Annotated in this window: 24 protein-coding genes and 2 tRNA genes; 15 read left to right on the top strand and 11 right to left on the bottom strand. The window is 68.6% G+C overall.

Annotation, left to right across the window (positions count from 1 at the left end; all coding sequences use genetic code 11):
- Window positions 1-105 precede the first annotated feature (105 nt).
- Window positions 106-1,866, top strand: coding sequence for a 2-isopropylmalate synthase (leuA, locus tag ACZ6IE_RS06755; RefSeq protein WP_464607308.1), 1,761 nt, complete (start codon window positions 106-108; stop codon window positions 1,864-1,866).
- Window positions 1,867-1,974: 108 nt separating this feature from the next.
- Here leuA and ACZ6IE_RS06760 read toward each other — a convergent pair whose 3' ends face one another.
- Window positions 1,975-2,640: a trimeric intracellular cation channel family protein gene (locus ACZ6IE_RS06760; RefSeq protein ID WP_464607309.1), complete on the bottom strand. Its 666-nt coding sequence runs from the start codon at window positions 2,638-2,640 to the stop codon at window positions 1,975-1,977.
- A 70-nt stretch (window positions 2,641-2,710) separates the two neighbouring features.
- Between ACZ6IE_RS06760 and recO the strand changes: the two genes are divergently transcribed.
- The 4 genes from recO to ACZ6IE_RS06780 all read left to right on the top strand — a co-directional run bounded on the left by recO (window position 2,711) and on the right by ACZ6IE_RS06780 (window position 5,311).
- Window positions 2,711-3,448 carry a DNA repair protein RecO gene (gene recO, locus ACZ6IE_RS06765; protein ID WP_464607310.1) on the top strand — a complete coding sequence of 246 codons (738 nt, stop codon included), beginning with the start codon at window positions 2,711-2,713 and terminating at the stop codon, window positions 3,446-3,448.
- Window positions 3,445-4,248 (top strand): isoprenyl transferase, encoded by an 804-nt coding sequence (locus tag ACZ6IE_RS06770; RefSeq protein WP_077053318.1) that lies wholly within the window; start codon window positions 3,445-3,447, stop codon window positions 4,246-4,248. Before recO ends, ACZ6IE_RS06770 begins: the two co-directional genes overlap by 4 nt.
- Before the next feature lie 101 nt (window positions 4,249-4,349).
- Window positions 4,350-5,102: a DsbA family oxidoreductase gene (locus ACZ6IE_RS06775; protein WP_464608598.1), complete on the top strand. Its 753-nt coding sequence runs from the start codon at window positions 4,350-4,352 to the stop codon at window positions 5,100-5,102.
- Entirely contained in the window at window positions 5,099-5,311 is a 213-nt protein-coding gene (locus ACZ6IE_RS06780; protein WP_464607311.1) for a hypothetical protein, read from the top strand. Before ACZ6IE_RS06775 ends, ACZ6IE_RS06780 begins: the two co-directional genes overlap by 4 nt.
- Before the next feature lie 51 nt (window positions 5,312-5,362).
- Here the strand turns inward: ACZ6IE_RS06780 and ACZ6IE_RS06785 are convergent, their stop codons facing one another.
- Window positions 5,363-5,857: an aminoacyl-tRNA deacylase gene (locus tag ACZ6IE_RS06785; protein ID WP_464608599.1), complete on the bottom strand. Its 495-nt coding sequence runs from the start codon at window positions 5,855-5,857 to the stop codon at window positions 5,363-5,365.
- Between the two features lie 34 nt (window positions 5,858-5,891).
- Here ACZ6IE_RS06785 and dusB point away from each other — a divergent pair, with 34 nt between their 5' ends.
- From dusB to ACZ6IE_RS06810, 5 genes are all read left to right on the top strand, one after another.
- Complete coding sequence (dusB, locus tag ACZ6IE_RS06790; RefSeq protein ID WP_464607312.1) at window positions 5,892-7,064, top strand: tRNA dihydrouridine synthase DusB; 1,173 nt, start codon at window positions 5,892-5,894, stop codon at window positions 7,062-7,064.
- On the top strand, window positions 7,057-8,343 hold the full coding sequence (locus ACZ6IE_RS06795; RefSeq protein WP_464607313.1) for a deoxyguanosinetriphosphate triphosphohydrolase: 1,287 nt from the start codon (window positions 7,057-7,059) through the stop codon (window positions 8,341-8,343). The genes dusB and ACZ6IE_RS06795 overlap by 8 nt, the downstream gene beginning before the upstream one ends.
- A gap of 92 nt (window positions 8,344-8,435) precedes the next feature.
- Window positions 8,436-10,673 (top strand): DNA primase, encoded by a 2,238-nt coding sequence (gene dnaG, locus ACZ6IE_RS06800; RefSeq protein WP_464607314.1) that lies wholly within the window; start codon window positions 8,436-8,438, stop codon window positions 10,671-10,673.
- 35 nt (window positions 10,674-10,708) lie between these two features.
- Window positions 10,709-11,548, top strand: coding sequence for an ABC transporter ATP-binding protein (locus ACZ6IE_RS06805; protein ID WP_464607315.1), 840 nt, complete (start codon window positions 10,709-10,711; stop codon window positions 11,546-11,548).
- Window positions 11,549-11,632: 84 nt separating this feature from the next.
- Window positions 11,633-11,705: transfer RNA gene (locus ACZ6IE_RS06810), tRNA-Asn, on the top strand.
- A gap of 123 nt (window positions 11,706-11,828) precedes the next feature.
- Here ACZ6IE_RS06810 and def read toward each other — a convergent pair.
- Complete coding sequence (def, locus tag ACZ6IE_RS06815; protein WP_077053313.1) at window positions 11,829-12,395, bottom strand: peptide deformylase; 567 nt, start codon at window positions 12,393-12,395, stop codon at window positions 11,829-11,831.
- 63 nt (window positions 12,396-12,458) lie between these two features.
- Here def and ACZ6IE_RS06820 point away from each other — a divergent pair, with 63 nt between their 5' ends.
- From ACZ6IE_RS06820 to ACZ6IE_RS06830, 3 genes are all read left to right on the top strand, one after another.
- Complete coding sequence (locus ACZ6IE_RS06820) at window positions 12,459-13,370, top strand: DMT family transporter (RefSeq protein ID WP_464608600.1); 912 nt, start codon at window positions 12,459-12,461, stop codon at window positions 13,368-13,370.
- Window positions 13,371-13,489: 119 nt separating this feature from the next.
- Window positions 13,490-14,770: a glycosyltransferase gene (locus tag ACZ6IE_RS06825; RefSeq protein WP_464607316.1), complete on the top strand. Its 1,281-nt coding sequence runs from the start codon at window positions 13,490-13,492 to the stop codon at window positions 14,768-14,770.
- A 42-nt stretch (window positions 14,771-14,812) separates the two neighbouring features.
- A tRNA-Ile gene (locus tag ACZ6IE_RS06830) sits at window positions 14,813-14,887 on the top strand.
- Window positions 14,888-14,904: 17 nt separating this feature from the next.
- Here the strand turns inward: ACZ6IE_RS06830 and ACZ6IE_RS06835 are convergent.
- Window positions 14,905-15,252 carry a hypothetical protein gene (locus tag ACZ6IE_RS06835; protein ID WP_464607317.1) on the bottom strand — a complete coding sequence of 116 codons (348 nt, stop codon included), beginning with the start codon at window positions 15,250-15,252 and terminating at the stop codon, window positions 14,905-14,907.
- Window positions 15,253-15,378: 126 nt separating this feature from the next.
- On the opposite strand from ACZ6IE_RS06835, the gene ACZ6IE_RS06840 reads away from it, so the two are divergent.
- Window positions 15,379-15,876, top strand: a complete 498-nt coding sequence (locus ACZ6IE_RS06840) for a 4'-phosphopantetheinyl transferase family protein (protein WP_464607318.1) — start codon at window positions 15,379-15,381, stop codon at window positions 15,874-15,876.
- An 8-nt stretch (window positions 15,877-15,884) separates the two neighbouring features.
- On the opposite strand, the gene ACZ6IE_RS06845 is transcribed toward ACZ6IE_RS06840, so the two are convergent.
- From ACZ6IE_RS06845 to ACZ6IE_RS06860, 4 genes are all read right to left on the bottom strand, one after another.
- Entirely contained in the window at window positions 15,885-17,231 is a 1,347-nt protein-coding gene (locus ACZ6IE_RS06845) for a M1 family metallopeptidase (protein WP_464607319.1), read from the bottom strand.
- Window positions 17,228-21,277, bottom strand: a complete 4,050-nt coding sequence (locus ACZ6IE_RS06850; RefSeq protein WP_464607320.1) for a Pls/PosA family non-ribosomal peptide synthetase — start codon at window positions 21,275-21,277, stop codon at window positions 17,228-17,230. The genes ACZ6IE_RS06845 and ACZ6IE_RS06850 overlap by 4 nt, the downstream gene beginning before the upstream one ends.
- Window positions 21,278-21,385: 108 nt before the next feature.
- A complete protein-coding gene (locus ACZ6IE_RS06855) occupies window positions 21,386-22,336 on the bottom strand; it encodes an alpha/beta fold hydrolase (RefSeq protein ID WP_464607321.1) in 951 nt (316 codons plus the stop codon).
- A 2-nt stretch (window positions 22,337-22,338) separates the two neighbouring features.
- Window positions 22,339-22,905, bottom strand: coding sequence for a PadR family transcriptional regulator (locus tag ACZ6IE_RS06860; protein WP_464607322.1), 567 nt, complete (start codon window positions 22,903-22,905; stop codon window positions 22,339-22,341).
- Window positions 22,906-23,110: 205 nt separating this feature from the next.
- On the opposite strand from ACZ6IE_RS06860, the gene ACZ6IE_RS06865 reads away from it, so the two are divergent.
- Complete coding sequence (locus tag ACZ6IE_RS06865; RefSeq protein ID WP_464607323.1) at window positions 23,111-23,617, top strand: DUF3145 domain-containing protein; 507 nt, start codon at window positions 23,111-23,113, stop codon at window positions 23,615-23,617.
- Window positions 23,618-23,744: 127 nt separating this feature from the next.
- Here ACZ6IE_RS06865 and ACZ6IE_RS06870 read toward each other — a convergent pair whose 3' ends face one another.
- The 3 genes from ACZ6IE_RS06870 to ACZ6IE_RS06880 form a co-directional block, all read right to left on the bottom strand.
- Window positions 23,745-24,986, bottom strand: a complete 1,242-nt coding sequence (locus tag ACZ6IE_RS06870; RefSeq protein WP_464607324.1) for a beta-ketoacyl-[acyl-carrier-protein] synthase family protein — start codon at window positions 24,984-24,986, stop codon at window positions 23,745-23,747.
- 126 nt (window positions 24,987-25,112) lie between these two features.
- A complete protein-coding gene (locus tag ACZ6IE_RS06875) occupies window positions 25,113-25,361 on the bottom strand; it encodes an acyl carrier protein (RefSeq protein WP_077053303.1) in 249 nt (82 codons plus the stop codon).
- 61 nt (window positions 25,362-25,422) lie between these two features.
- Window positions 25,423-26,430, bottom strand: a complete 1,008-nt coding sequence (locus tag ACZ6IE_RS06880; protein ID WP_464607325.1) for a beta-ketoacyl-ACP synthase III — start codon at window positions 26,428-26,430, stop codon at window positions 25,423-25,425.
- Window positions 26,431-26,493 lie beyond the last annotated feature (63 nt).

Raw genomic sequence — 26,493 nt, forward strand, 5'->3', positions numbered from 1 at the left:
TTCGGTGCGCTCCTCCTTAGCTGCCGCGACGAGTCCTAATCCCAGGCCTCCCTCGTCGCGGAGTTCGTCATCGGCTGAATTCGATTCGCGAGGAGCTGTAAGACCATGAAGAACACCCAGAAGCCGTCGGCCATGCCGGTGCACAAATACCGCCCGTTCCACGAGCAGATCCGGGTCGAGCTGCCCGATCGCACGTGGCCGTCGAAGCGCATCACCGAGGCGCCGCGCTGGTGCGCCGTCGACCTGCGCGACGGCAACCAGGCACTCATCGACCCGATGAGCCCCGAGCGCAAGCGCATCATGTTCGACCTGCTGGTCGGCATGGGCTACAAAGAGATCGAGGTCGGCTTTCCGAGCGCGAGCCAGACCGACTTCGACTTCGTTCGCAGCCTGATCGACGAGAACGCGATTCCCGAAGACGTCACCATCCAGGTGTTGACGCAGGCGCGAGACCACCTGATCGAGCGCACTTACGAGTCGATCAAGGGTGCCAAGCAGGCCATCGTGCACCTCTACAACTCGACCAGCATCCTGCAGCGCGAGGTCGTCTTCCGCACCGACAAGCAGGGTGTCATCGACATCGCCCTGCACGGCGCCCGCAAGTGCCGCGAGATGGAGAAGACCATCCCCGAGACGGCCGTCTTCTACGAGTACTCGCCCGAGAGCTACACGGGCACCGAGCTCGAGTTCGCGGTCGACATCTGCAACCAGGTGCTGGACGTGTTCGAGCCCACGCCCGAGCGCAAGGTCATCATCAACCTGCCCTCCACGGTCGAGATGGCCACGCCCAACGTCTACGCCGACTCGATCGAGTGGATGGGTCGACACCTCAACAATCGTGAGAACGTCATCATCTCGCTGCACCCGCACAACGACCGCGGCACGGCCATCGCCGCCGCCGAGCTGGGTTACCTGGCCGGCGCCGACCGCATCGAGGGATGCCTGTTCGGCAACGGCGAGCGCACGGGCAATGTCGACCTGGTCGCGCTCGGCATCAACCTGTTCACGCAGGGCATCGACCCGCAGATCGACTTCAGCGACGTCGACGGCGTCAAGCGCACGGCCGAGTACTGCAACCAGCTGCCCGTGCCCGAGCGCAGCCCCTGGGCCGGTGACCTCGTCTTCACGGCCTTTTCGGGTTCGCACCAGGATGCCATCAAGAAGGGCTTCGAGGCCATGGCCGCCGAGGCCGAGCGCACGGGGAAGACGGTCGACGAGCTGGAGTGGGCCGTGCCCTATCTGCCCGTCGACCCGAAAGACCTGGGCCGCAGCTACGAAGCAGTCATCCGCGTCAACTCGCAGTCGGGCAAGGGCGGCGTCGCCTACCTGCTGAAGACCGACCACGCGCTCGACCTGCCGCGCAAGTTGCAGATCGAGTTCTCGGGCGTCGTGCAGCGCAAGACCGACGCCGAGGGAGGCGAGGTCACGAGCGACGCGATCTGGAACATCTTCCAGGACGAATACCTGCCCGCAGCCGACGACGACGCCAAGTGGGGTCGCTTCGAGCTCACGTCAACGCGCACGGCGAGCGACTTCCAGGGCGAGGTCGAACTCGTGGTCGATCTGCGTGACGGCGACGAGGTGTCGCGCGCTCAGGCATCCGGCAACGGCCCGATCGCCGCGTTCATCGAGATCATGCGCGGCCGCGGCATCGAGATCTCGCTCTACGACTACGTCGAGCACACCATGAGCGCCTCGGGCGATGCCAAGGCCGCGGCCTACGTCGAGCTCGACGTGAACGGCACGCGCTTGTGGGGCATCGGCATCGACGGCGATATCTCGACCGCATCCCTGAAGGCCGTCGTCTCGGCCGCCAACCGTGCCATCCGCGCCGAGGTTCGCGAGCCCGAGCTGCAGACGGTCTAAGTCAGACGAACGTGAGGCGGGGTCGGTCCGAGAGGGCGGCCCCGCTTTCGCGTATCGCGGCGCAGGATGACGCCAGCAGATTCCCGGCCGTTCTGTGTGCCGGTGACGTCAGGCGCGCCCGCGCCGCCAGCGTGGCCAACTGCTGAGCGCGCGCTGTTCGGGCAGGCTCCATCCGAAGCGAACCGCGAGAATACGCAGCAGCGTCGTCACGATCACGCACACGATGGCACCGACCTCGATGGGCACATCCGCCACGAACAGCACGCCGAGGGCCGCGCATCCCGCCAGTGCCGCGACGGCATACAGCGAGCCGACATGCATCAGGGCGATGGGGATGTTGAGCATGACGTCGCGCAGCACCGACCCGCCCACGGCCGACAACATGCCCACGAAAACGGCGGGCACGGGCGGGATGCCGACGGCCAGCGCCTTGGTCGTGCCGATCGCGCCGAACAGCCCGATGGTGAGGGCATCCAGGCCGATGATGAGTCGGTTCAGGCGCGTGAAAATCGCGAGCAACAGCATGCCGAGAAGAGCGGCGCCGACGGCCGTCAGCAGGTACCAGTCGCTGCGCAGCGCCGCGGGCACCTGATTGAGCAGCAGGTCGCGCACGATACCGCCGCCGAGCCCCGTCACGATGCCCATGATGGCCACACCCAGGATGTCGAGCCTGCTCTCGCGAAAACGCGATGCGAACATGGCCCCCTGCACGGCGCCGACCCCCACGGCGAGCAGGTCGGCCCAGAGCGGAATCACGAAGAGGGGGGTCACCACCTACATCTACCACGGCCCGGGGCGGCGCGCGTAACCGGCCACTGTCAGGGGGAGGAGAGATAATGAAGGCATGCCCCTGTACCGTGACGAAGCCGTGGTGCTTCGCACCCACAAACTGGGCGAAGCCGACCGCATCCTCACGCTGCTCACGCGCCAGCACGGCAAGGTGAGGGCCGTGGCCAAGGGCGTCAGGCGCACGGCATCCAAGTTCGGGGCGCGGCTCGAGCCGTTCATGGTGGCCGATATCCAGTTCTACGAGGGGCGCAGCCTCGACATCGTCACGCAGGCAGAATCGCTCGGTTCCTATGGCGCCCAGATCGTGGGGGACTACGACGCCTACACGGCCGCCAATGCCATGGTCGAGACGGCTGACCGGCTCACCGAGTCGGAAGCCTCGCTGCAGCAATACCTCTTGCTCGTGGGCGCGCTGCGCTCGTTGTCGCGCCGCGAACACGTGCCGAACCAGACACTCGACTCCTACCTCCTGCGTGCGCTCTCCCTGGCCGGCTGGGCTCCGAGCTTCTACGACTGCGCGCGCTGCCAGGCCGAGGGCCCGCACACCCACGCGGTCGTGCAGCTGGGCGGTGTGGTGTGCGACGACTGCGCCCCTCCCGGTGCCCCGCGCCTCGACGCCGAGACCATCGACCATCTCGCAGCTCTCTTGACGGGCAGCTGGGATGTCGTCGAAGCCAGTTCCCCGTCCGCCACCTCCCGCGCGAGCGGCGTCGTAGCCGCCTACACGCAGTGGCACCTCGAGCGCGGCCTCAAGTCGCTCTCGCACGTATCCCGAGAGGAGGGCCGGCGTTGAGCCCGAAGCCCTACACGCACAAAGACGCCGTCGAATATCGCGCCCTCGACTGGACCGGCGTCTACCCGCCCGAATTCCCGAAGAAGGGCGTGCCCGAGCACGTGGCCATCGTCATGGACGGCAACGGGCGCTGGGCCAACAAGCGCGGCCTGTCGCGCGTCGAGGGGCACAAGGCCGGTGAGGCCGCGCTGCTCGACGTCGTCGCGGGCGCCATCCAGGCCGGCGTGAAGCACCTGTCGGTGTACGCGTTCTCCACCGAGAACTGGCGGCGGTCGCCCGACGAGGTGCGCTTCCTCATGGGCTTCAACCGCGACGTGCTGCACCGGCGCCGAGACCAGCTCAACGAGTGGGGCGTGCGCGTGCGCTGGGCGGGCCGCAAACCGAAGCTGTGGGCATCCGTCATCAACGAGCTGCAATACGCCGAACAGCTGACGGCCGGCAACGACGTGCTCACGCTCACCATGTGCGTCAACTACGGCGGTCGCACCGAGATCGCGGATGCCGTGGCCAAGATCGCCGCCGACGTGCAAGCCGGGCGCCTGAAGCCCTCTGGCATCAGCGAGAAAACCATTCAGAAGGCGCTCTACACGCCCGAAATGCCCGACGTCGACCTGTTCGTGCGGTCGTCGGGGGAGCAGCGCACGAGCAACTTCCTGCTGTGGCAGAGCGCCTACGCCGAGATGGTGTTCCTCGACCGGCTGTGGCCCGATTTCAGCCGCACCGACCTGTGGGAGGCGATCGGGCTCTACATCGGGCGCGACCGTCGTTTCGGGGGAGCGGTCGACACTCCCCAGGCGTGACGCGGTTCTCGGGAATGCGGGCGAGCCCCCGGCCGTTGACCTGTGTCGTGACTGAAACGACATCGCAGCCCGAGACCACCACGACCGACGCCGTCCACTCGGTGGCCCAAGCCGTCGGCACGATCTCTGTGGACATCTGGTCCGATATCGCGTGCCCCTGGTGCTACATCGGCAAGCGCAAGTTCGAGGCCGGCATGCAGAAGTACCTGGCCGCGGGCGACGATCGCGCGGTGGCCATCGAGTACCACTCCTTCGAGCTGGCGCCCGACACACCGGTCGACTTCGAGGGCGACGAGCTGGACTTCCTGTCCCGCCACAAGGGCATGCCGCGCGAGCAGGTGAAGGAGATGCTGGCGCGCGTGACCGATATCGCGGCATCCGTCGGACTCGACTACGACTTCGGCAAGCTGCACCACACCAACACGGTCAAGGCGCACGAACTGCTGCACATCGCGAAAGACCACGGCGTGCAGCTCGAACTCATGGAGCGCCTGTTCAAGGCCTACTTCGTCGAGGGCGGCCACGTCGGCCGCATCGAAGACCTCGTCGCCTACGGTGCCGAGGTCGGACTCGACCCCGTCGCGACCGAGACGACGCTGCGCTCGGGCGAGATGACCCCGCGCGTGCGCGAAGACCAGGCCATCGCCGGCCAGTACGGCATTCAGGGCGTGCCCTTCTTCGTGCTCGACGGTGCCTACGGCATCTCGGGAGCGCAAGAGGCCGACACCTTCGCCGACGTGCTCGAGCAGGTGCTGCAGGTGCGGATGGCCGCCGCCGCCGAGCTTGCGGCCGAGAACGCCGAGGGTGCCGAGGGTGCCGCGGGTGCCGCAACCGACGACAAGGCCGGCGCATGACCACGGATGCTGCGGGCGCGGCGTCTCAGCCGGGATCCGACGTTCAGCCCATCGTGACCGCCGCGCGGGTGCCGCTCGCATCCGCAACGCCGACTCCGATGGGCGCGACTCGGGCGCCCCTCATGGTGCTGGGTGCAACCGACGTCGGATTCTGTGAGGGCGACTCATGTGTCATCCCCGGCATGGCCAGCGGTTCCGCGGATAACTAGCCGTTCGCCGTTCGCCGTTCGGCGCGTCGTTCGCTAGCTTGTGGTCGTCGGCTACTCGGGGTCGGTGATGTCGCCCACCTGGGCGCCGAGCGCAGTCAGGAACGCCTCGGAGTCGACGAAGAGGCTGTGGCCGTGAGCGCCGGCCCCGAGCGCGATGCGGCCCGGACCGATCGTGCTGTCGGCATAGACGGGAAGCACCGTGCGGCTGCCGAGCGGCGTGATGGTGCCGCGTTCGTACCCGGTGGCCTCGAGTGCGAGTTCCTTGTCGGGCAGCGACAGCTTGTTCACGCCCACGACCGCGCGCAGCTTCGCCCACGAGATCTTGCGGCCGCCCGGCACGAGGGCGAACAGGAACGAGCCGTCGTGGCGTTTCACGACGAGCGTCTTCACGATCTCGCCGGGCGTGATCCCGAGGAGCGAGGCGGCCTCCTCGAGGCTCGACGCCTCTGGTCGCTCGACGATCTCGACGTCCAACCCCACCTGCGCGGCGTGCGCCCGCACGCGATCCGTTCCCTCGATATCGCCGAAGTTCGACCCGTCGTCCATGCCCTGCGCCCCGATCTGGGAGAATTGAGTAGTTATGTCTGCCGTATCCACGATAAGCCACCCCCAGAGCGCCGCCCCGGCCCTCACCATCGGCAACCTCTCGCTCGAGGCGCCGGTCGTGCTGGCGCCCATGGCGGGCATCACCAACACGGCCTTCCGCCGCCTCTGCCGCGAATTCGGCGCGGGTCTCTACGTCAGCGAGATGATCACGTCGCGCGCCCTCGTCGAGCGCACGCCCGAGACCATGCGCCTCATCCAGCACCACGAGTCCGAGACGCCCCGCAGCATCCAGCTCTACGGCGTCGACCCCAAGACCGTGTCAGAGGCCGTCACCATTCTGGTCGCCGAAGACCGGGCCGACCACATCGACCTCAACTTCGGATGCCCCGTGCCCAAAGTCACCCGCAAGGGCGGCGGCGCGGCGCTCCCGTGGAAGCAAGACCTGTTCCGCGACATCGTCGAGGGTGCCGTGAAGGCGGCCGGTTCTGTGCCGCTCACGATCAAGATGCGCAAGGGGATCGACCCCGACCACCTGACCTACCTCGAGGCCGCGAAAGCCGCACAGGGGGCCGGTGTGTCGAGCATCGCGCTACACGCGCGCACCGCATCCGAGTTCTATTCGGGGCACGCCGACTGGAGCGCGATCCGCACCCTGAAAGAAACCATCACCGACGTTCCCGTTCTCGGCAACGGCGACATCTGGTCGGGTGCCGACGCCGTGCGCATGGTCGAAGAGACGGGCTGCGACGGTGTGGTCGTCGGTCGCGGATGCCTCGGTCGCCCGTGGATCTTCAGTGACCTGGCGGCGGCGTTCCGCGGCGAGAACACCACCCACCAGCCGAGCCTCGGCGAGGTGGCGGCCACGTTCCGACGCCACGCCGTGCTGCTGGCCGAGTTCTTCGACAGCGAAGAGCGGGGGTGCCGCGACATCCGCAAGCATGTCGCGTGGTACTTCAAGGGCTATCCGGTCGGCGGCGACCTGCGCGCGCGCCTGGCCACGGTCGAATCCCTGCAGCAGATGGACGACCTGCTCGGCACGCTCGACGGCGACCTGCCCTACCCCGGCGAAGCGGCCGAAGGTCAGCGCGGTCGCGCGGGCACGCCCAAACGTCCGGCCCTGCCCGAGGGGTGGCTCGAGAGCCGCACGCTCGCCACCCGCGAGCAGAGCGACCTGAACGAGGCCGAATTGAGCACCAGTGGTGGCTGAGCCCCAGGGCGTCGCGCGTGCCGAACAGCGGGATGGCTACACCCCGCACGACGAAGAGCGCTGGCTGCCCGAGCACCACTCGTCGCGCCGCAGCGACTTCGCCCGCGACCGCGCGCGGCTGCTGCACTCGAGCGCGCTCCGGCGTCTCGCCGCCAAAACGCAGGTCCTGAGCCCCACGGCCGGGCTCGACTTCGCCCGCAACCGCCTCACGCATTCGCTCGAGGTCGCCCAGGTGGGCCGCGAGCTCGCGAACAGCCTCGGGCTCGACCCCGATGTGGTCGACACGGCCTGCCTCGCGCACGACCTGGGTCACCCGCCCTTCGGCCACAACGGTGAACGCGCCCTCAACGACTGGGCCGCCGACATCGGTGGTTTCGAGGGCAACGCGCAGACGCTGCGGTTGCTCACGCGCCTCGAACCCAAGGTCTACGGGCCCGACGGCCAGAGCTACGGCCTCAACCTCACGCGTGCGAGCCTCGACGCGAGCTGCAAATATCCGTGGCCCGCGGCCGAGAGCGTTCCCGACCCGGGTGGGCGCGCCAAATACGGCTTCTTCGACGACGACACGCCCGCCTTCGAGTGGCTGCGCTCGGGGGCCCCGGTGGCCCGCCAGCGCTGCATCGAGGCCCAGGTCATGGACCTGAGCGACGACATCGCCTACTCGGTGCACGATTTCGAAGACGCCATCGTGAACGAATACATCGACCCCGCGTTCCTCAGCGCCCGCGCCGGGCACGATTCGCTCATTAAGGCCGTGCAGGCCTGGGCCGGTGACGAATTCAGCCTCGACGACCTGGGGTCGGCATTCGAACGGCTCGCGGCATCCGATCTGTGGGTCAGCAGCTGGGACGCGTCGCGGCGTGACCTCGCCAAGCTCAAGAACTTCACCAGCCAGATGATCGGGCGTTTCGCGGGGCAGGCCACGGCAGCCACGCGTGAGGCTGCGGCGAGCGATGCGCTCATCCGCTTCAACGCCGACGTCGTCGTGCCCAACGGCATCATGGCCGAGATCGCCGTGCTGAAGGGCGTCGTCGCGGCGTTCGTCATGTCGAGCGATGCGCGCCAGCCGATCTATCGCCAGCAGCGCGATGTCCTGACCTCGCTCGCCGACCGCCTCTACAGCGAGGGCGAGCGCTCGCTCGACGTGGGTTTCGCCGACGACTGGCGTCGCGCCGACTCGGATGCGGCGCGCAAACGCGTCGTCGTGGACCAGGTCGCGAGCCTCACCGACCAGTCGGCGCTCAGCTGGCTCGAACGCCCGAGCACGCCCGCCGAATAGAGCCCGAGCGCAGCCCCCGACGAGCCGCCGCGCACCGCCTCTGAGGAGCGACCGCGGGTTCGGATGTCGGCCGTGCAACGTAGGATGAAGACATGGCCGGACTCATTCGTCAAAGCGACATCGACGAGGTCAAGGCGCGCACCAATATCGCCGATGTGGTCGGCGAATACGTCTCGCTGAAGTCCGCCGGCGTTGGCTCGATGAAGGGCCTGTGCCCCTTCCACGACGAGCGCAGTCCCAGCTTCCACGTGCGCCCGCAGGTCGGTTTCTACCACTGTTTCGGCTGCGGCGAATCGGGCGACGTCATCTCGTTCCTGCAGAAGATGGATCACGTCACCTTCACCGACGCGGTCGAGCGCCTGGCCGGCCGAGTCGGCTTCCAGCTCACGTTCGAAGACGGCGGGCAGGCGCGCAGCGAGCACGGCGCGCGCTCCCGTCTGCTGGCCGCCAACCTCGCGGCCGAAGAGTTCTTCCGCGAGCAGCTGATGACGCCCGGGGCCGATGTGGGCCGTCGGTTCCTCGGAGAGCGTGGCTTCGACCAGGCGGCGGCCACGCGCTTCGGCGTGGGTTTCGCCCCCAAGAGTTGGGATGCCCTCACCAATGCCCTCAAATCGCGGGGGTTCACCACCGACGAGCTGAGCGCCGCGGGCCTCGTCTCCTCGGGCGACCGCGGCGTCTACGACCGGTTCCGGGGGCGCCTCGTCTGGCCCATCCGAGACGTCACCGGGCAGACCATCGGTTTCGGGGCGCGCAAGCTGCTCGACGACGACAAGGGCCCCAAATACCTGAACACCCCCGAGACCGCGGTCTATCACAAGGCCCAGGTGCTCTACGGGCTCGATCTCGCCAAACGCGATGTCTCGCGCTCGAAACGCGTCGTCGTCGTCGAGGGCTATACGGATGTCATGGCCTGCCACCTCGCCGGCGTGACGACGGCCGTGGCGACCTGTGGAACGTCGTTCGGCGTCGACCACATCAAGGTGCTGCGCCGCGTGCTCGGAGACGACAGCGCCACGGGTGAAGTCATCTTCACGTTCGACCCGGATGCCGCCGGCCAAAAGGCCGCCATGCGCGCGTTCACCGAAGAGCGCCGCTTCGCCGCGCAGACCTATGTTGCCGTGGCGCCCGACGGGCTCGACCCGTGCGATCTCCGCCTTGCCCAGGGCGATGCGGCCGTGCAGCGCATGGTCGACTCCAAAGAGCCCATGTTCGAGTTCGTTATCCGTCAGGTGCTGTCGCAGTACGACCTCGAGACCGTCGAGGGTCGCGTGAGCGCCCTGCGCGCCTCGGCGCCCATCGTGGCCGACATCCGTGACGCGTCGATCCGCCCGGGCTACGAGCGCGTGCTCGCCCGGCAGTTAGGGCTCGAGCTCGACGAGGTGCAGACGGCCGTGCGGGGGTCATCGCGCGGCGGCAGTGGCTCGGGCGGCGCCGGGTCCCGCGGGGCATCGCGTCCCGCCGCGTCGCGCGCCATCACGAGCAACCCCGGGGGAGTCATCACGCTCGGCATGACGCCGAACGGTACGGCGGCGTATGTGCCCGCCGCGCAGGCGGGGACACAGGCACCGACACAGACGCAGACACCGACACAGGCACCGACACAGGCGCCGGTTCAGAACGGCGCCGCAACGGGCGGTCCTCGGAGCTACGGGGCCGGGCAGTATGGCTCGCAGCAGAACGCATGGGCGTCCGATGGCTCGCTCCGCAGCGTCGCGCCCGATGAATACCCGCCCGAGCCCGACGACGAGTACGACGACGGGGGTGGCTGGGCGCCCGACGGCCCCGATGGCGACGGCCCCGGCATCCTCGATGCTCGGGATGGGGGAGCGGTGACGTCGTTGCGCGAGGAACGGCCGTTGTCTCTCGCCGACCTTCCGCCCGACCAGGCCACGCGGCTCGAACGCGATGCGCTCATGGCCATCCTGCAGTTCCCCGAACTGGCCGGTCACGAGCTGGTGGCGCGCGCCGTGCACACCGGTTTCGTGAACCCGTCGCTCGCGGTCATCCGCGATGCCATCGCCACGACGCTCGAGAGTTTCGGCACCGAGGCCTGGTTCCCGCGCGTGATCGACGCCGTTCCCGTGCCCCTCGCCTCCCTCATCCAGCAGCTCGCCGTTGCACCGGTGCCCGAGCGTTCCGAGCGCGACCTCAGCGCGTACGTGCGTGAGATCGCCTCGGCTCTCGTCGAACGCGAGCTGTTGCGGCAATCGCACGAGATGCTCGGAAAATTGCAGCGCACCGATCCCACCGACCGCGAGGCCTACCGCGCCGTGCAACGACAGCTGCTCGACCTCGAGGCCGAGCGCCGCGCGCTCAAAGAGACATCCTGACTTTTCGTGCAGCCGCTATGGGGCAGGATGGACGCATGACGAGCACCGACCGGTCCGCCCCGCCTTCGTCCGCCATCGTCGTCGACGATCTGACCGCCGAATACCCGGGCCACCACGGTTCCCTTCCTTATAGCGCGGTCAACGGCGTGAGCTTCCGCGTGGGCATGGGCGAGATCGTGGGCATCGTGGGCGAGTCCGGCTCGGGCAAATCCACGCTCGCGCGAGTGCTCTCGGCCCAGGCCGGTCCCGGCATGCCCGACATCACGGGCGGCGGGGTCACCGTGCTCGGCGAACAGCTGCGCGGCATCCGCCGGCGCGCCCGCAACCAGGTGCAGTTCTCGGTGGCCTACCTCGCACAAGACGCCAGCGGCACGCTGACGCCCGACTACACGGCAGCCGAGATCATCGCCGAGCCCGTGCTGTCGCGCGACCGTCGCTACAATCGAAAAGCTCTCGGGTCGCGCGTGGCCGCCATGCTCGAAGCCGTCCAACTCCCGCTCGCGGTGCTCGAGAAGTTTCCCTTCGAGCTGTCGGGCGGTCAGCGGCAGCGCGTCGCCATCGCGCGTTCCCTGATCCTCGGGCCGAAGCTCCTGATCGCCGACGAACCCACGGCTGGCATCGACGTCACCGTGCGCCCCGCCATCGTCAGTCTGCTCGACACGCTGCGCACCGGTCGCGACTTCGCGGCCGTCGTCATCTCGAATGACCTGACCCTGCACCGAAAAGTCTCCACACGCGTGCTCGCCCTCGACCGCGGGCGCATCGTGGGCGTCGGCGACGTCGACGACCTGCTCGCCGAAGGGCGACACCCGTTCCTGGCACGCCTGAACAGCATCGAGCAGTCGGATGTCGCGGCGGCCGACACGCCCGAATAGCCGCCACTCCGCCCCTCGATTTTGCGGAACGAAATCCTTTGGTAGAGTTGCTACGCGCTGATGCAGAAATGCACCAGATCGTATTCCTCGATAGCTCAATTGGCAGAGCAATCGGCTGTTAACCGATAGGTTGTTGGTTCGAGTCCAACTCGGGGAGCGAAAGGCCGCGTGGGCTCCACCCCCGCGGCCTTTTTTGTGAGCGAAAGTACTGCCCGAAGCCTGAGCACCGGGGCGCCTCAAGCGCAGGGAGCGGCGCGCAGAACCTGCGCACCGACATCCCTTACGCGTCGAGGTCGTCGACCCCCGGCATCCAGCTGATGCCGTCGACGCCCCAGCCGGCCTTCTTGATGGCCTTCTGCACGGTCTTGTAATAGGGGGCCACGAGGCGATCGGCATACAACACGCCGTTGAGGTGGTCGAATTCGTGCTGCAGAATTCGGGCCCTCCAGCCGTCTACCTCGAGTTCGAAGGGCTTCTGGTCGAGATCGACGGCACGCAGGATGGCGCGTTCCGAACGCACGAGCGGAAAACGCTCGCCGGGCACCGACAGGCACCCCTCTGAGTCGAGCTCGTCTTCCGGAGCGCCGGCCGGGAGGGGCGTGATCCATAGCTCGGGATTGATGGCGACGCCGCGCCACGGCTCGCCCTCGTCGGTGTCGTAGGTGTAGACGAAGAGGCGCAAGCCGACGCCCACCTGCGGCGCCGCGAGACCCACGCCGGGCGCCGCATCCATCGTCTCGAACATGTCGGAGACTAGTGTGCGCAGCGTGTCGTCGAACACGGTGACGGGGCTGGCGGGGGAGTGCAACACCGGATCTCCGGTGATTCGAATGGGGAGGATGGTCATTCGTTGAGCCTATCCGGGCCGACCTACGGGTACAGTCATTACGTGATTCCACTGATCGACGACATGGCCGACATCGCCGACCTCACCGCCTCGTTGGTGCCAGACCCGCGGGCCCTCATCGGCATTCCGCTCGCCCTCATCGGCGCCGTGTTCCTGTCGTTCGGTGCGCAATACCAGCACCGCGGTGTCGCCAAGGTCGAGGCGAGTTCGAACGGCGCCAACTCGGGTCTCTCGGGCGCGCAGCTCGGCGCGCTCATCAAGCGGCCCTCGTGGGTGCTCGGCACGGTCATGCTGGGCCTCGCCATCGTGCTGCAGTTGACGGCGCTGAACTTCGCGCCACTCATCGTGGTGCAGCCGCTCGGCGCCGTGGCGCTCGTCATCACCACCATCCTCAACGCGCGCATCTCGAAGGTGCGGCTCAACCGAAAGTCCGTGCAAGCCGTCATCGCGTGTGTGGCGGGTGTCGGCCTCTTCGTCGCCCTGGCCGCCAGCTTCGCGGTCGAGAAGCCGATCACCGACCACGAGCTCATCACCATCCTGTGGATCCTGCTCGTCGTGCTCATCGCCGCCGGTGTCTCGTTCGGCACGCTCCGCAAACGCTTCAAGGCCATCTACTACATCCTGTGCGCGGGCATCATCTACGGTTTCGTGGCAACGCTCGCCAAGGTCATCATCAACCGCATCCAGAACGGCAACTTCGAGTGGCTCACGGTGCTGTGCGTGATCGGCCTGCTCGTCGCCACTGCGCTCGGCGCCTACTTCGTGCAGAACGCCTACTCGTCGGGCCCGCCCGACCTGGTCGTCGCGGGCCTCACGGTCATCGATCCCATGGTGGCCGTCGGAATCGGCATCATCGTGCTGGGCGAGGCCTCGCAGGCCCCCCTCTGGGCCGCGATCGGTTTCGTCATCGCGGGCGCCATCGCCGTGTGGGGCGTCTTCCAGCTGGCGCGGCACCATCCGGGCATCACGAAGTAAGCGCGGCGCTCCCGGGCGACCACAGAGCCGTTGGTTAGACTGACGGTGCACATCCGCGAGAAGCACCACTCCGGCCTCGGCCGAAGCCCTGCCGACCACGAGCGAAGGAAACACCCGCCTTGTCTGATCCCGTCGATCCGAGCGCGTCCGCCCCGGCCACAGGTCCCGCCCAGAAGCGCCCGCTGCGCATTCTGATCGGTGCCGACACCTTCGCCCCCGACGTCAACGGCGCTGCCCGTTTCGCCGAGCGTCTCGCCGCCGGAATGGTTGCGCGCGGCCACGAGGTGCACATCGTGGCACCCGCCGCGTCGCGCCGACACGGCACCTGGACCGAGCGCCACGAGGGCGAGCTCATGACCGCCCACCGCCTGCGCAGTTGGCGCTGGTACCCGCACGACTGGCTGCGCTTCGCCTTGCCGTGGGACATCAAACGTCACAGCGCCCGCATCCTCGACGAGGTCAAACCGGATGTCGTGCACTCGCAGTCGCACCTCGTGACCGGTTTCGGCCTGTCCTACGAGGCCGAGAAGCGTGGCATCCGCATCGTCGCCACGAACCACCTCATGCCCGAGAACATGCTCGAGTTCACGCTCATCCCGAAGCGCCTGCAGAACCGGCTCATCTCCTGGGCATGGAAGACCGCCAAGAAGACGCTCAGCCGCGCCGAAGCCGTCACCACGCCCACGCAGAAGGCCGCCGACTTCCTCGAGAAGTACACGGGCCTCACGGGCGTGCGCGCCATCTCGTGCGGCATCGACGCACACATGTACACGCCCGACTTCACGCCCCGCACCGCGAACCGCATCGTCTTCGTCGGCCGCGTGACGGGTGAGAAGCAGATCGACGTGCTGATCAAGGCCGTCTCGAAGCTCGACCCCGCGCTCGACGCCACGCTCGAGATCGTCGGCGGCGGCGACCAGCGCAAGAACCTCGAGAACCTCGTGCAGCAGCTCGACCTCGGCGATCGCGTCACCTTCACCGGCTACGTCGACGACGTCGAGTTGCGGGCCGCTTACACGCGTTCCACGGTCCTCGCCATGCCGTCGATCGCCGAACTGCAGTCGATCGTCACCATGGAGGCGATGGCTTCCGGGCTTCCCGTGGTCGCAGCCAACGCGATGGCGCTGCCGCACCTCGTGCACGACGGCGAGAACGGTTACCTGTTCGAGCCGGGCGACTCCGACGAGCTGGCCGCCCGCCTCACCGACATCTTCACGATGCCGGAGGAGAAGCTGGTCGCCATGAAGCGCGAATCGCTGCGGTTGATCGAGGCGCACGACATCCAGCGCACCCTGTCGACGTTTGAAAGCCTCTACCGGGGCGATGCCGTGACCACGGCCTATGCCGCTGACGATAGCGACGAGCCCGAGGTTGCCGCGTCGACACCGTCCGAGCGCTAGCGGCGACGCTTGTCGCTAGGATGAATGCGGCGCTGCAAGCCTGGGGCGGTAGCCAAGCTGGTTAAGGCATCGTGCTCATAACACGACTATGCGCGGGTTCGAGTCCCGCCCGCCCTACTTCGGACGATCTGTTCTCAGATCGTCCCGCGCAGCGCGTGATCCTCGGCAAGACGCAGCGAGAGCGTTGGGATGCTCTGGGCGGGCAGTGTCCATGTGCCCAGGGTCCATGTGCCCAGGGTCCAGGTGCCCAGGGTCCAGGTGCCCAGGGTCCAGGTGCGCGGAGTCCGGGCGAGCAGAGTGCGCGCGAGCAGAGTGCGCATGAGCAGGGCTCGCGCTACGACGGTCAGCGTCGGGATGATCGCGATCGGACGCGTTTTCTCCGCTCGCGGGCTCTCGTGCAAAGCGCCGTCGCAGAATTCCTCGGAGAGAGCGACCTCCGCTTCGTTGTGGATGCGCGCTGCCCCTCGTGTGGCGGGCCGCACGGGCCTCTGACGCTTGCATTGCGCGAAGGCGCCGAGACGGACGCGGAGCCGGACCGCTTAGGCGCGCGGACGCCGTCGCCTGGGCGGGCGTCGCTGGCGCTCAGGCCGTCGGCCTCCGTTCCCTCTGTGTCGCTGTCGACGTCGGAGGACGTCATCGTGGTGGCCGTCTCGGACGACGCTCGACTCGGTGTCGACATCGAGGTGTTGTTTTCCGCTCGCCACGGAGTCGGGTCGGGCGATGTCCTTCAGCGCGTGCGTGACGTGGCTGCCGTGCTCGGAGTGGACACCGGCGACGAACGCGAGGTGTTGCAGCGGTGGGTGAGGGTCGAAGCCGTTCTCAAGGCGGACGGGCGTGGCCTGCGTGTCGACCCGCTCGACGTGTACTTCGTCGAGGATGACGCCGACGCCGACGCCGACGCCGACGATCACGGTCGCAATGACGCTGACGATCGCGATCGCGATCGCAATCACGATGACCATGACGTGAGTGTCGACCCGACGACCGGGTCGCCGCGCTGGCGCGCGATCGTGCGGGATGATGCCGACATCGTCTATCGCGGCACGGACCTGGCTCTCGCCTCCGGTCTTGTCGGGGCCGTCGCGCGGGTCGCCGAGCTCGGCTAGAGGCGGGCTCAGCCGCGAGCGGTCGGCAGCCGCGGCAACTCGGGCTGTTCGAGCCACGCGCGGAAGAAGTCATCCAGCGGGCGCCCGACGGCTTCGGTCGCCATGCCCACGAAGTCGGAGGTCTCGGCCGTCGCGTGCCGGTAACGCGCCGTCCAGGCCGTCACGAGCGCGAAGAAGCTCTCGTCGCCGAGCATCAGGCGCAGGGCATGCACGGTGAGCGCGCCTCGCTTGTAGACGCGGTCGTCGAAGAGGTCGTCGGCACCCGGGTCACCGATGATGAGATCCTGGGGCGAGGCCGAGAGGCGCCCGTGGTGCGCGCGCGCCGAGGCATCCGCGGTCGGCCCGCCCGACGCCTCGGCCCAGATCCACTCGGCGTAACAGGCGAAACCCTCGTTCAGCCAGATGTGACGCCACGATCTGAGGCCCACCGAGTTGCCGAACCACTGATGTGCGAGCTCGTGCGCGATGAGGCGCTCGGAGCCGCCGTGGCCGTCGGCGTGGTTCGATCCGAACGACGCGAGGCCCTGGGCTTCGAGCGGGATCTCGAGTTCGTCCTCGGTCACGACGACGGTGTATTCGGGGAACGGATAGGGGCCGAAACGCTGGCTGAAGACATCCATCATGGCGGGGAGGTCGCGGAAGTCGTGGTGCACCCGGGCACTGAGGGCGGGCGGGAAGGCGGCATGGATGGTCGCGGGGGAGGCCGTGGGGTTGACGTTCATGCGTTCGCGGCGATAGCGCCCGATGTGCACGGCCGTCAGATAGGTCGAGGTGGGCTCGTTCTGCTGGTACACCCAGCGCGTTCGGCCGCCCGTCGTCGAGCTTTCCTCGAGAACACCGTTGCAGACCACCGCATAGTCCCGCTCGCACGTGACCTGGATGCGGTAACTCGCCTTGTCGCTCGGCAGATCGTTGCACGGGTACCACGACGACGCCCCGGATGGCTGCGACGCGACGATCACGCCGTCCTGCAACTCTTCCCAACCGACGAGACCCCAGCGGCTGCGGCGGGGCTTCGGAGCGCCCGCGTAGGCGATGCGCACCTCGAAGGTGGCGCCGGCCACGATGGGTTCGCGCGGGTGAATGACGACCTTGTTGCGCACCTGTCGAACCTTGGGTGCACGCACGCCGTCGACCGAGACCGACGAAACGCTGAGGCCCGCGAGGTCGAACTCGATGCGCTCGAGGGGCAGAGCGTCAGCGTCAGCGATCGCCGTGATGCTCGCCGTGGCCGCCAGCCGGTTCGTCGACACCCGGTAGTCGAGCTCGAGGTCATAGTGCACGCTGCGATAGCCATCGTTGCCGAGGGCCGGAATGTAGGGGTCAGCGTTGCGTGCCGCCGGCGCACCCGTCATTCGGCGACGACGCGATAGTCGGCGGTCGTCACGTCACGCCACGGGCCGATGGGGTTGCCCGACCAGCGGCTCGAGGCGGGCACGGTTTCGCCGCGCATGACGAGCGACGCGGGCCCGACCGTGGCGTGGGAACCGATCGTGGCGGCGGGAAGAATGACGCTGTGCGGCCCGAGTGTCGAGCCGGCCGCGAGGGTGACCGAATCCATAGACATGATTCGATCATGAAAGAGGTGTGTTTGCACAACGCAGCCGCGGTTGACGGTGCTGCCGTCGCCCAGCGTCACCAGGTCGGCTTCGGGCAACCAGTAGCTCTCGCACCACACGCCGCGGCCGATCCGAGAGCCCAGGCTGCGCAGCCACCACACGAGGGCGGGCGTTCCCGAGGCCAGGCGCGCGAACCAGGGCGCCGCCGTCATCTCGACGAAGGTGTCGGCCACTTCGGTGCGCCAGACGAACGACGACCAGAGCGGATGTTCCGATTCACGAATCCGGCCGACGAGCACCCATTTGGCGGCCGAGGTGACGACGGCTGCCAGCGCCGCAGCTGCGGTCAGAACGAACGGCGACGCCACGATCGCGAGCCCCACTCCACCGGCATCGGCGGCCGCGAGCAGCGCGACGATGACGAGCAGGCCGAGCAGGGCGCTTACGACCACGGGCACGACGCGCAGAAGCTCCCACACGGTGCGCGCCACGCGCAGGCGGGCGGGCGGCTCGTAGGTGCGGCTCTGGTCGCCGGTTTCGGCCGAACGGCGCAATTGCACGGGCGGTGAGCCGAGCCACGACGTGCCGGGCTTCGACTTGCGGGGCGCGGCCGACAGCACGGCCACGAGCGCGCCCTTCGGGACGTTGCGACCCGATCCGGCCATCCCCGAATTGCCGAGGAATGCTCGTTTACCGATGACGACGGGGGAAATGCGCAACCAGCCGCCGCCCAGCTCGTAGGAGGCCACGAGGGTGTCGTCGGCGAGGAACGCCCCGTCGCGCACCGTCGTCATCGAGGGCACGAGCAACACGGTGGATGCCTCGACGTTGCGCCCGACATCCGCCCCCAGCAGGCGCAGCCACACCGGCGTGAAGAGGCTGGAATAGAGCGGGAAGAGGAACGAGCGGGCAAGGTCGAGCAGCCGTTCGATCGACCAGACCTGCCAGCCCACGCGGCTCCGCACGGGATGCACGCCCGCCGTCACGCCGATGCTGAGAAGGCGCACGCACACGACCACGAGGCCCGCGAGGAGTAGACCCGCGGCAAGGGTTGCCGGAACGATGCCCGCCAGCGCCCGGATCAGCACCGCGGCGAGATCGGGTGCGTTGGCGATGGACCGCGCCAGGACCGCCACACCCAGCGCGAACGAGAGCACGGGAATGCCGGCGAGCGCCACCGACGATGCGCCGAATGCCGCAACCCAGCGCGTGCGTTTGGGGGGACGCGCACCCGGCCACCAGGCGCGTGAGCGGCCGACGCGCACGGCCGGCGAACCCGCCCACTGCTGGCCGGCGGGAACGCGCCCGAAGACCGCAGAGCCTGCGATGACCTCGGCACCCCGACCGAGCCGCGTGCCGGGCGCGAGAGTGCTGCGGGCTCCCACGCTCGACTCGGCGCCGATGCGGATGGAGCCGAGCCGGACGACATCCCCGTCGATCCAGTAGCCCGACAGGTCGACCTCCGGTTCGATGGACGCGCCGCGGCCGATCGTCAGCATGCCCGTCACGGGTGGCACGGTGTGCAGGTCCACATCGGGTGCGATCTTGGCGCCGAGTGCGCGGGCGTAGTAGACGATCCAGGGCGCGCCGGCGAGCGAGACGGCGCCGATCGACGTCTGCATCTGTTCGGCGAACCAGAGCCGTCGGTGCACCGAGCCGCCGCGCGGGTGATCACCCGGCCGCACCCCGCGAAGCAGCACGCGCGCGACGACGACCGACAGCACCATGCGGCCGATGGGGGTCGCGAAGAGCAGCAGGGCGGGCACGACGAACCACAGCGGGGCCGTGGGAAGCGCGTCGAAGGAGGTATCGTTCGGCAGATCGTCGATCGCGTGCAGGAGGGTCGCGATGCCGAGGGCGATGGCGGTCCAACGGATGCCGCCCACGAGATGCAGCGCGAGGCCCGCGAGTGTCTGGAAGACCTGCATCGAGCGCGGCACGGGCGGGACGACGTGATCGGACAGGCGCGCACGGCCGCCGGAGCGGGCCCCCGCCGCCTGCTCGGCATCGGCATCCGCCGAGCGCTCGAGCAGGTCATCGCACAGGGCTCCGAGCCGCGGGTGGTCATAGAGATCGGCGACCGTGTACTCGGGCACGTGGGCGCGCAGGCGACCCACCAATTGGGCGGCCGAGAGCGACCCGCCGCCGAGGTCGAAGAAGTTCACGTCGGCATCCGACACCGGAATGCCGAGCACGGCCTGCCAATCGGCCGCCACGCTGCGGAAGAGGACCTCGGCGGGGGAGAGATCGTCCGCCTCGTCACCGCGTCCCGGGTCACCCGGGCGGGCTTCGGCGGCGGGCAGCGGCCACGGCAGCGCGCCGCGGTCCACCTTGCCCGAGGTGCGCGTGGGCAGCGTGTCCAGCGCCGCGAGAACGGGCACCAGTGCGGCCGGCAGCTCGTCCCGAAGCGCCCGCGTGGCACCCGCATGGTCGAACGTCTGCGGGTCGCCCACAGCCAGATAGCCGACCAGCACGGTGTTCCCGGCCTCGGTTCTCTGCACCGCGACGGCGGCGGCCGACACCCCTGGCAGCTTCTGCAGGGCGGCCTCGATCTCGCCCAGTTCGATGCGGCGGCCGCCGATCTTCACCTGGTCGTCGACGCGGCCTGCGAACACGAGACCCTCGCCGTCGAAACGCACGCGGTCGCCCGATCGATAGGCGCGCTCCCAACCGAGGGACGGCAGCGTGGCGTACTTCTCGGCGTCCTTCTGCGGGTCGAGATACCGCGCCAGACCGACGCCCCCGATGACCAGTTCGCCCACCTCGTCGCCGCGCACGGGCATGCCGTCGTCGCCGATGACGGCGAGGTCCCAGCCGTCGAGGGGCAGGCCGATGCGCACGGGTTCTCCCGCGTGCAGCAGGGCCGCGCAAGCCACGACGGTCGCCTCAGTCGGGCCGTAGGTGTTCCAGACCTCACGTCCTGGCACGGCGACGCGCGCGACGAGCTCGGGCGGGCACACCTCGCCGCCGAAGATCAAGAGGCGGATGTTCTCGAGCGAATCGTCCGGCCACAGGCTCGCGAGCGTCGGCACCGTCGACACGATCGAGATGCCGTGCGTCGTGAGCCAAGGACCGAGGTCTGAGCCCGTGCGCACGAGCGAGCGGGGCGCGGGCACGAGGCACGCGCCGTTGCGCCAGGCCAGCCACATCTCCTCGCACGACGCGTCGAATGCCACCGAGAGGGCTGCCAGCACCCGGTCGTCCGGCCCGATGGGCTCGTCGGCCAGGAACAGGCGTGCCTCGGCGTCGACGAAGGCCGCGGCCGAGCGATGCGTCACGGCGACACCCTTCGGCGTGCCCGTCGAACCCGAGGTGAAGATGATCCAAGCGTCGTCGTCGGGTGTCGGCGGCGTGAGCATGGGTTGGGAATGCGTGCTGGCGTGGGGCACCGAGCCGTCGAAGATCCGCGTGCGCGGGGTGCCGTCCGGGCCCTCGAGCCAGCCATCGCCCGAGAGCGTGCCCCGCACGCGGGCCTCGCGGAACACGAGGTCGGCGCGTTCGTCGGGGTCGTCGACATCCACGGGCACGTAGGCGGCACCGGCGGCCATGACCGCGAGGATGGCGATGTAGAGCTCGCGCGAGCCCGAGGCGAGTCGCACGCCCACGCGGTCACCGCGGCCCACGCCGTCCTCCACGAGGCGCGCGGCCACGCGGACGACGTTCGCCATGAGCTCGCGATAGCTGAGGGCGCCCCGGGCATCTTCGAGGGCCGAGGCGTCGGGGTGCCGCGCCGTCGTCTCGCGCAGGATGTCGATCAGCGTGCGGGGGGCGGATGCGTGAGCGCCGCGTTCGAGCACCCGTGCGGGGTCGTTATCGGCGGGGGTATCGAGCGTTTCGGTCACGCCGGGCTCCGATGGTGTCGTGAGGCTGGTTCGGGTACCGCCAGGCTACGGAGCACAGGTAGACGGGCGTTGAACGGATGGCAACGTGCGGGGGAGCGCAGCATCCGGTCAGCCGGCCGATCGGGTGTCTGAACCCCACGCGTCGAGCGTGCCGTCGAGGTTCTCGATATGCGCGAAGTGGCCGGTGCGGGCTAGACGGGTGCGGCGCAGGGTCGGCACCGTGCGGGCAAGCGCCGCGGGGTCGTCGCGGGCCACGAACACATCGCGGTCGCCCGACACCAGGTGCACGGGGCACGTGATGCGCCGCCACCGCTCGTGCGCCGGATACCGCGCGGCGCGCCGTGTGCCCGCGACGAACGCATGCGGACGAAGCTCCTCGCCGAGCGCCGCGACGACACTCGGGTGGACGGGTCGACGACGGTCGAACAGGGGCGACACGAGAAGCGGCAACAAGCCGAGCCGCGTCAAGAAGCGCACGAGCGGCGCGCCCCGCCCGGGCAGGATGCCGAGAAAGCGCATGCCCTGCAGCAAACCGGTGAACCCCGGCAACCGCCGGAAAGCGCGCACCGGATGGGCGCCGCTGTCGATGACCGCGAAGCTCACGGCCGACACGAGGTCGACCCGGCTGACGCGTTCGGGTGCAGCCGCGGCGAGATGCAAGGCGACGAAACCGCCGAGGGAATGCCCGACCAGCCGATAGCGCGAACCAGAGGAGCGAGCGTCGAGCACTGCGTCGGCTGCCTCGAGGACGGCGTCCCCGAGCGCCTCGATCGTGTAGGCATCCTCATCGCCCGGGAACGGCGAACCGCCCCATCCGGGAAGATCGACCAGCACGAGTACCCGGCCGGCCATATCGCCTCGACGATCCCACTCGGCGATGAGCGGCGTCCAGGTGCTCCACGATCCCGCGGCGCCGTGCAGAAGGATCAGAGGCGACCCCGCGCCCACGACCCCGGCCCGAGTATGGACGACGACGCGCCCGAGGATCGTCTCGACCTCCCGGCGCTCCAACCCGAGCGCGCTGGCATCGAGCTCGAGCGCTGCGCCATCCGCCGACACGTTCACGCGATCGTCGACCCCGGGCGTCGCCCACGACTCGGCCGCACATCGCGTTGGGGCCTGGATGCACCGGGGCCCGCGCCGATCGTCGACTCGAACTCATCCAGCCAGGCCACGAGCGCATCGCGGACGCTGCGCCTCGCCGCCTCGGCTGCAACACGCTGCGCGTTCGCGCTGCCGTCACCCCCATCGCCGAGCACACCGGGCGTCAACTGCGCACGGTACCCCGCCACCACGGGTGCGATATCCACCCCCGGCAACGACGACACGATGAGCACCTGGTCGAGCAGATCGTCGATGCGGTCGCCGGCATTGGCTTCGGCGACGCGCACCCACTCGGCCACGGCATCCTCGCCGGCATCGGTCAAGCCATACAGGGGCAGTCCGTCGTCGGTCATGCCGCGATTTCGCACCAGACCCGCCGTCATCAGGCGGTCGAGCGTGCTGTAGATCTGGCCGACGTTGACGCTCGTGCGGTGCGGTGCGCGATCGAGGAACTCGTCCCGCACCTGCAGACCGTAGGCGGGCCCGAGGCTCAAAATAGCGAGAAGTCCGGCTCGTACCGACATGCTGCACTCCTCGGCTCGGGCTCCCGATCGGAAACCTCTGCTCAGTATAGGGATGCCGCCAGCCTGGGTATCGGCCGCCGTGCCGGAATGTCGGTTGTTTTTGCCCTGACCCTGGGTGATAATCGGGACTACAACTTCAGAAGCAGCATCTCGAATCATCCGAGCGGTCGTAGGGGAAGACGCACCGCAGTGAACGGAGGATCAGATGCAGGCGACGTCAACCAGAGGAGTGGTGTTCATCCACTCGTCTCCCCGCGCGCTCTGCCCCCATGTCGAATGGGCCGCAGGTCGCGCCATCGGTCGTGCGGTCAACTTCGACTGGGCCGAGCAACCCGTGCTGCGGGGTGCCAAGCGCGCCGAGTTCGTGTGGGAGGGCCCGCAGGGCACCGGCGCGGCTCTCGCGTCCGCCCTGCGCGGCTGGGAGCACCTGCGCTATGAGATCGCCGAAGACGCGAGCCCGGGTTCCGACGGTGGTCGGTGGCTGCACACGCCCGATCTCGGCATTTTCTTCGCCCAGACGGATTCCGGGGGCAACATCGTCATCCCCGAAGACCGCATCCGCGCCGCCATGTCGACCGCGGGCGCGAACGCGCACCTGCTCCAGCAGGAACTGAGCGGCGCACTCGGCCAGCCGTGGGACGACGAACTCGAGGCGTTCCGCTATGCCGGCGATCAGGCGGCGCCCGTCGTCTGGCTGCACCACGTGGGCTGACCACCCACCCGCCCGGGTGAAGTGTTCGGAGCACGTTCTCCAGCGCACGCCCCCACAGATGAACAGAAGGCCCTGGCGGAATACCGCCGGGGCCTTCTGTCTGGCTACCTGTCGTCGAGCGTGTCGACTAGTTGAAGCTGCGGAAGCCGATCACCGAGTTGTGGCCGCCGAAACCGAACGAGTTGCTGATGGCGAGCAGATCGCCGTCGGGCAGCTTGCGCGGCGACGTCACCACGTCGAGGTGGATGTCGGGGTCTTGTTCGGTGAGGTTGATCGTGGGCGGCATGATGCGTTCGTGCAGGGCCATCACGGTGAAGAGCGCCTCGATCGCGCCGGCGCCGCCGAGCAGGTGGCCGGTGGAGGCCTTCGTGGCGCTGACGGCGATGTTGTCGAGGTGGTCTCCGAAGACGCGGCGCAGGGCGTTGTATTCGGCGATATCTCCGACGGGCGTCGACGTGGCGTGCGCGTTGACGTGAACGACATCCGTCAGCGAGGCGCCCGCGTTCTGCACGACCTCGAGCATGGCGCGCGCGGCGGCGGAGCCCTCGGGGTCGGGTGCGGTGATGTGATAGGCGTCGCTCGTTACCGCTCCACCGACGAGTTCGGCGTAGATGGTCGCGCCGCGGGCCTCGGCGTGTTCGAGGGTCTCGAGCACGAGGGCGGCTGCGCCCTCTCCGAGCACGAAACCGTCGCGCGTGACGTCGTAGGGGCGGGATGCCGTCGCGGGGTCGTCGCCGCGCTTCGACAGGGCCTGCATCGATGCGAAGGCCGCGAGCGGAAGCGGGTTGATGGCCGCTTCGGAACCGCCGGCGACGATGATGTCGGCGTGGCCCTGCTGCAGGTGCTCGTAGGCGTTGGCGATGGACTCGGTGCTCGAGGCGCAGGCCGAGACGACGGTGCGGGCTCCGGCTCGGGCGCCGAGGTCCATGCCCACGGCGGCGGCCGGGGCGTTGGGCATGAGCATGGGAACCGTCATGGGCATGACGCGGCGGGGTCCGCGTTCGCGCAGGGCATCCCAGGCGTCGAGGAGCGTCCACACGCCGCCGATGCCGGTGGCCCAGTCGACGCCGAGGCGTTCGGGCTCGACCTCGGGGGCGCCGGCGTTCTTCCAAGCCTCACGCCCGGCGATGAGGGCGAACTGGCTGGAGGGGTCGAGACGCTTGGTCTCGACGCGCTCGAGCACTTCGGAGGCGGGCACGCGAGCCTGGGCGGCGAACTGCACGGGCAGTTCGTACTTCGAGGCCCATTCCTGTTCGAGGGTCGACGCTCCGGACTGGCCGGCGAGCAGGTTGCGCCACGATTCGTCGGCGGTGCCTCCGAGCGGCGAGGTGCCTCCGAGGCCGGTCACAACAATACGTTTGGGGGTCATTCGACAAACTCTCTGAAAGTACGGTGCGATCTGGCTCGCGACGGGGGCGTGGCCCAAGAACGAATCCCTGGACCGTGGCCCCCGTCGCGGAGAAGCTGGTAGGCGTGACCCGAAGGCCGCGCCGAATTAGCCCTGAGCCTGAACGATGAAGGTGACGGCGTCGCCGACGGTCTTGAGGTTCTTGACCTCTTCGTCGGGGATCTTGACGTCGAACTTCTCTTCGGCGTTGACGACGATCGTCATCATCGAGATGGAGTCGATGTCGAGGTCGTCGGTGAACGACTTGTCCAGCTCGACCGTGTCGGTCGCGATGCCAGTCTCGTCGTTGATGAGCTCGGCCAGGCCGGCAAGTACTTCTTCGTTGGACAATGCCATTTTTATCTCCTTGGGGGGTGTCGATTGACCGTCACCCAGTTTAGGTGAGGACGGATGGTATTTACGGCAGAACGACCACTTGGGCGCCGAATACGAGGCCCGCGCCGAAGCCGATCTGCAGCGCGAGTCCGCCCGACAGTTCGGGGTTCTCGGCGAGCAGGCGGTGAGCGGCGAGCGGGATGGAGGCGGCGGAGGTGTTTCCCGTGGTTTCGATGTCACGAGCGATGACGACCGTGTCGGGCAGCTTGAGCTGCTTCGCGAACTCGTCCACGATGCGCATGTTGGCCTGGTGGGGGATGAACGCGGCCAGCTGGTCGCTCGTCACACCCGCCTTGTCGAGCGCTTCCTGTGCGACCTTCGCCATCTCCCACACGGCCCAGCGGAACACGGTCGGGCCCTCCTGGCGCAGCGTCGGCCACTCGATGCCTTTGTTGCGGTAGTCCTTGAGCGTGCCGGACATGCCGACGGCGTCCCACTTCGAACCATCCGAACCCCACACCGAGGCCGAGATGCCCGCGGTGTCGCTCGGGCCGACGACGGCCGCGCCTGCCCCGTCACCCAGCAGGAACGAGATGGTGCGGTCGGTCGGGTCGATGATGTCGCTGAGCTTCTCGGCGCCCACGACGAGCACGTATTCGGCGAGACCCGCACGGATGAGGGCGTCGGCCTGTGCGATGCCGTAGGTGTAGCCGGCGCACGCGGCCGAGATGTCGTAGGCGGCCGCGGGGTTGGCGCCCACGCGATCGGCGAGCAGCGCGGCCATCGAGGGGGTCTGAACGGTGTTGCTCACGGTGGAGACGAGCACGGCGCCGATCTTCTGGGGGTCGACGCCCGACTTCTCGATCGCCTCGCGCGAGGCCTCTTCGGCCAGGTCGACGGCCGTGATGTTCTCGGATGCGCGGCGGCGCGTGATGACGCCCGTGCGCTGGCGGATCCACTCGTCCGAGGAATTGATGGGGCCGATGATGTCTTCGTTCGGCACCACGAGGTCGCCGCGGGCGGCACCCAGGGCGTAGATGCGCGTGAACTGCGGTCCGGTGGACTGCTGCAGGGCGGGAAGGGAAGTCATAGGGGAGAATCCAAGCGTCGTTCGGGTCGATTCGAGAATCGACCGGGCAATGTCACCGTCGTC

The organism is Okibacterium sp. AC114, from assembly GCF_979253355.1.

Excerpts from the sequence above, each read along its gene's own strand:
- def (WP_077053313.1), bottom strand. The coding sequence starts at position 12,395 with ATGACCATCCTCCCCATTCGAATCACCGGAGATCCGGTGTTGCACTCC.
- dnaG (WP_464607314.1), top strand. The coding sequence starts at position 8,436 with ATGGCCGGACTCATTCGTCAAAGCGACATCGACGAGGTCAAGGCGCGC.
- ACZ6IE_RS06865 (WP_464607323.1), top strand. The coding sequence starts at position 23,111 with ATGCAGGCGACGTCAACCAGAGGAGTGGTGTTCATCCACTCGTCTCCC.
- ACZ6IE_RS06880 (WP_464607325.1), bottom strand. The coding sequence starts at position 26,430 with ATGACTTCCCTTCCCGCCCTGCAGCAGTCCACCGGACCGCAGTTCACG.
- ACZ6IE_RS06805 (WP_464607315.1), top strand. The coding sequence starts at position 10,709 with ATGACGAGCACCGACCGGTCCGCCCCGCCTTCGTCCGCCATCGTCGTC.
- leuA (WP_464607308.1), top strand. The coding sequence starts at position 106 with ATGAAGAACACCCAGAAGCCGTCGGCCATGCCGGTGCACAAATACCGC.
- ACZ6IE_RS06875 (WP_077053303.1), bottom strand. The coding sequence starts at position 25,361 with ATGGCATTGTCCAACGAAGAAGTACTTGCCGGCCTGGCCGAGCTCATC.
- ACZ6IE_RS06870 (WP_464607324.1), bottom strand. The coding sequence starts at position 24,986 with ATGACCCCCAAACGTATTGTTGTGACCGGCCTCGGAGGCACCTCGCCG.
- ACZ6IE_RS06860 (WP_464607322.1), bottom strand. The coding sequence starts at position 22,905 with ATGTCGGTACGAGCCGGACTTCTCGCTATTTTGAGCCTCGGGCCCGCC.
- dusB (WP_464607312.1), top strand. The coding sequence starts at position 5,892 with ATGTCTGCCGTATCCACGATAAGCCACCCCCAGAGCGCCGCCCCGGCC.
- ACZ6IE_RS06820 (WP_464608600.1), top strand. The coding sequence starts at position 12,459 with ATGGCCGACATCGCCGACCTCACCGCCTCGTTGGTGCCAGACCCGCGG.
- ACZ6IE_RS06785 (WP_464608599.1), bottom strand. The coding sequence starts at position 5,857 with ATGGACGACGGGTCGAACTTCGGCGATATCGAGGGAACGGATCGCGTG.
- ACZ6IE_RS06845 (WP_464607319.1), bottom strand. The coding sequence starts at position 17,231 with ATGACGGGTGCGCCGGCGGCACGCAACGCTGACCCCTACATTCCGGCC.
- recO (WP_464607310.1), top strand. The coding sequence starts at position 2,711 with ATGCCCCTGTACCGTGACGAAGCCGTGGTGCTTCGCACCCACAAACTG.
- ACZ6IE_RS06780 (WP_464607311.1), top strand. The coding sequence starts at position 5,099 with ATGACCACGGATGCTGCGGGCGCGGCGTCTCAGCCGGGATCCGACGTT.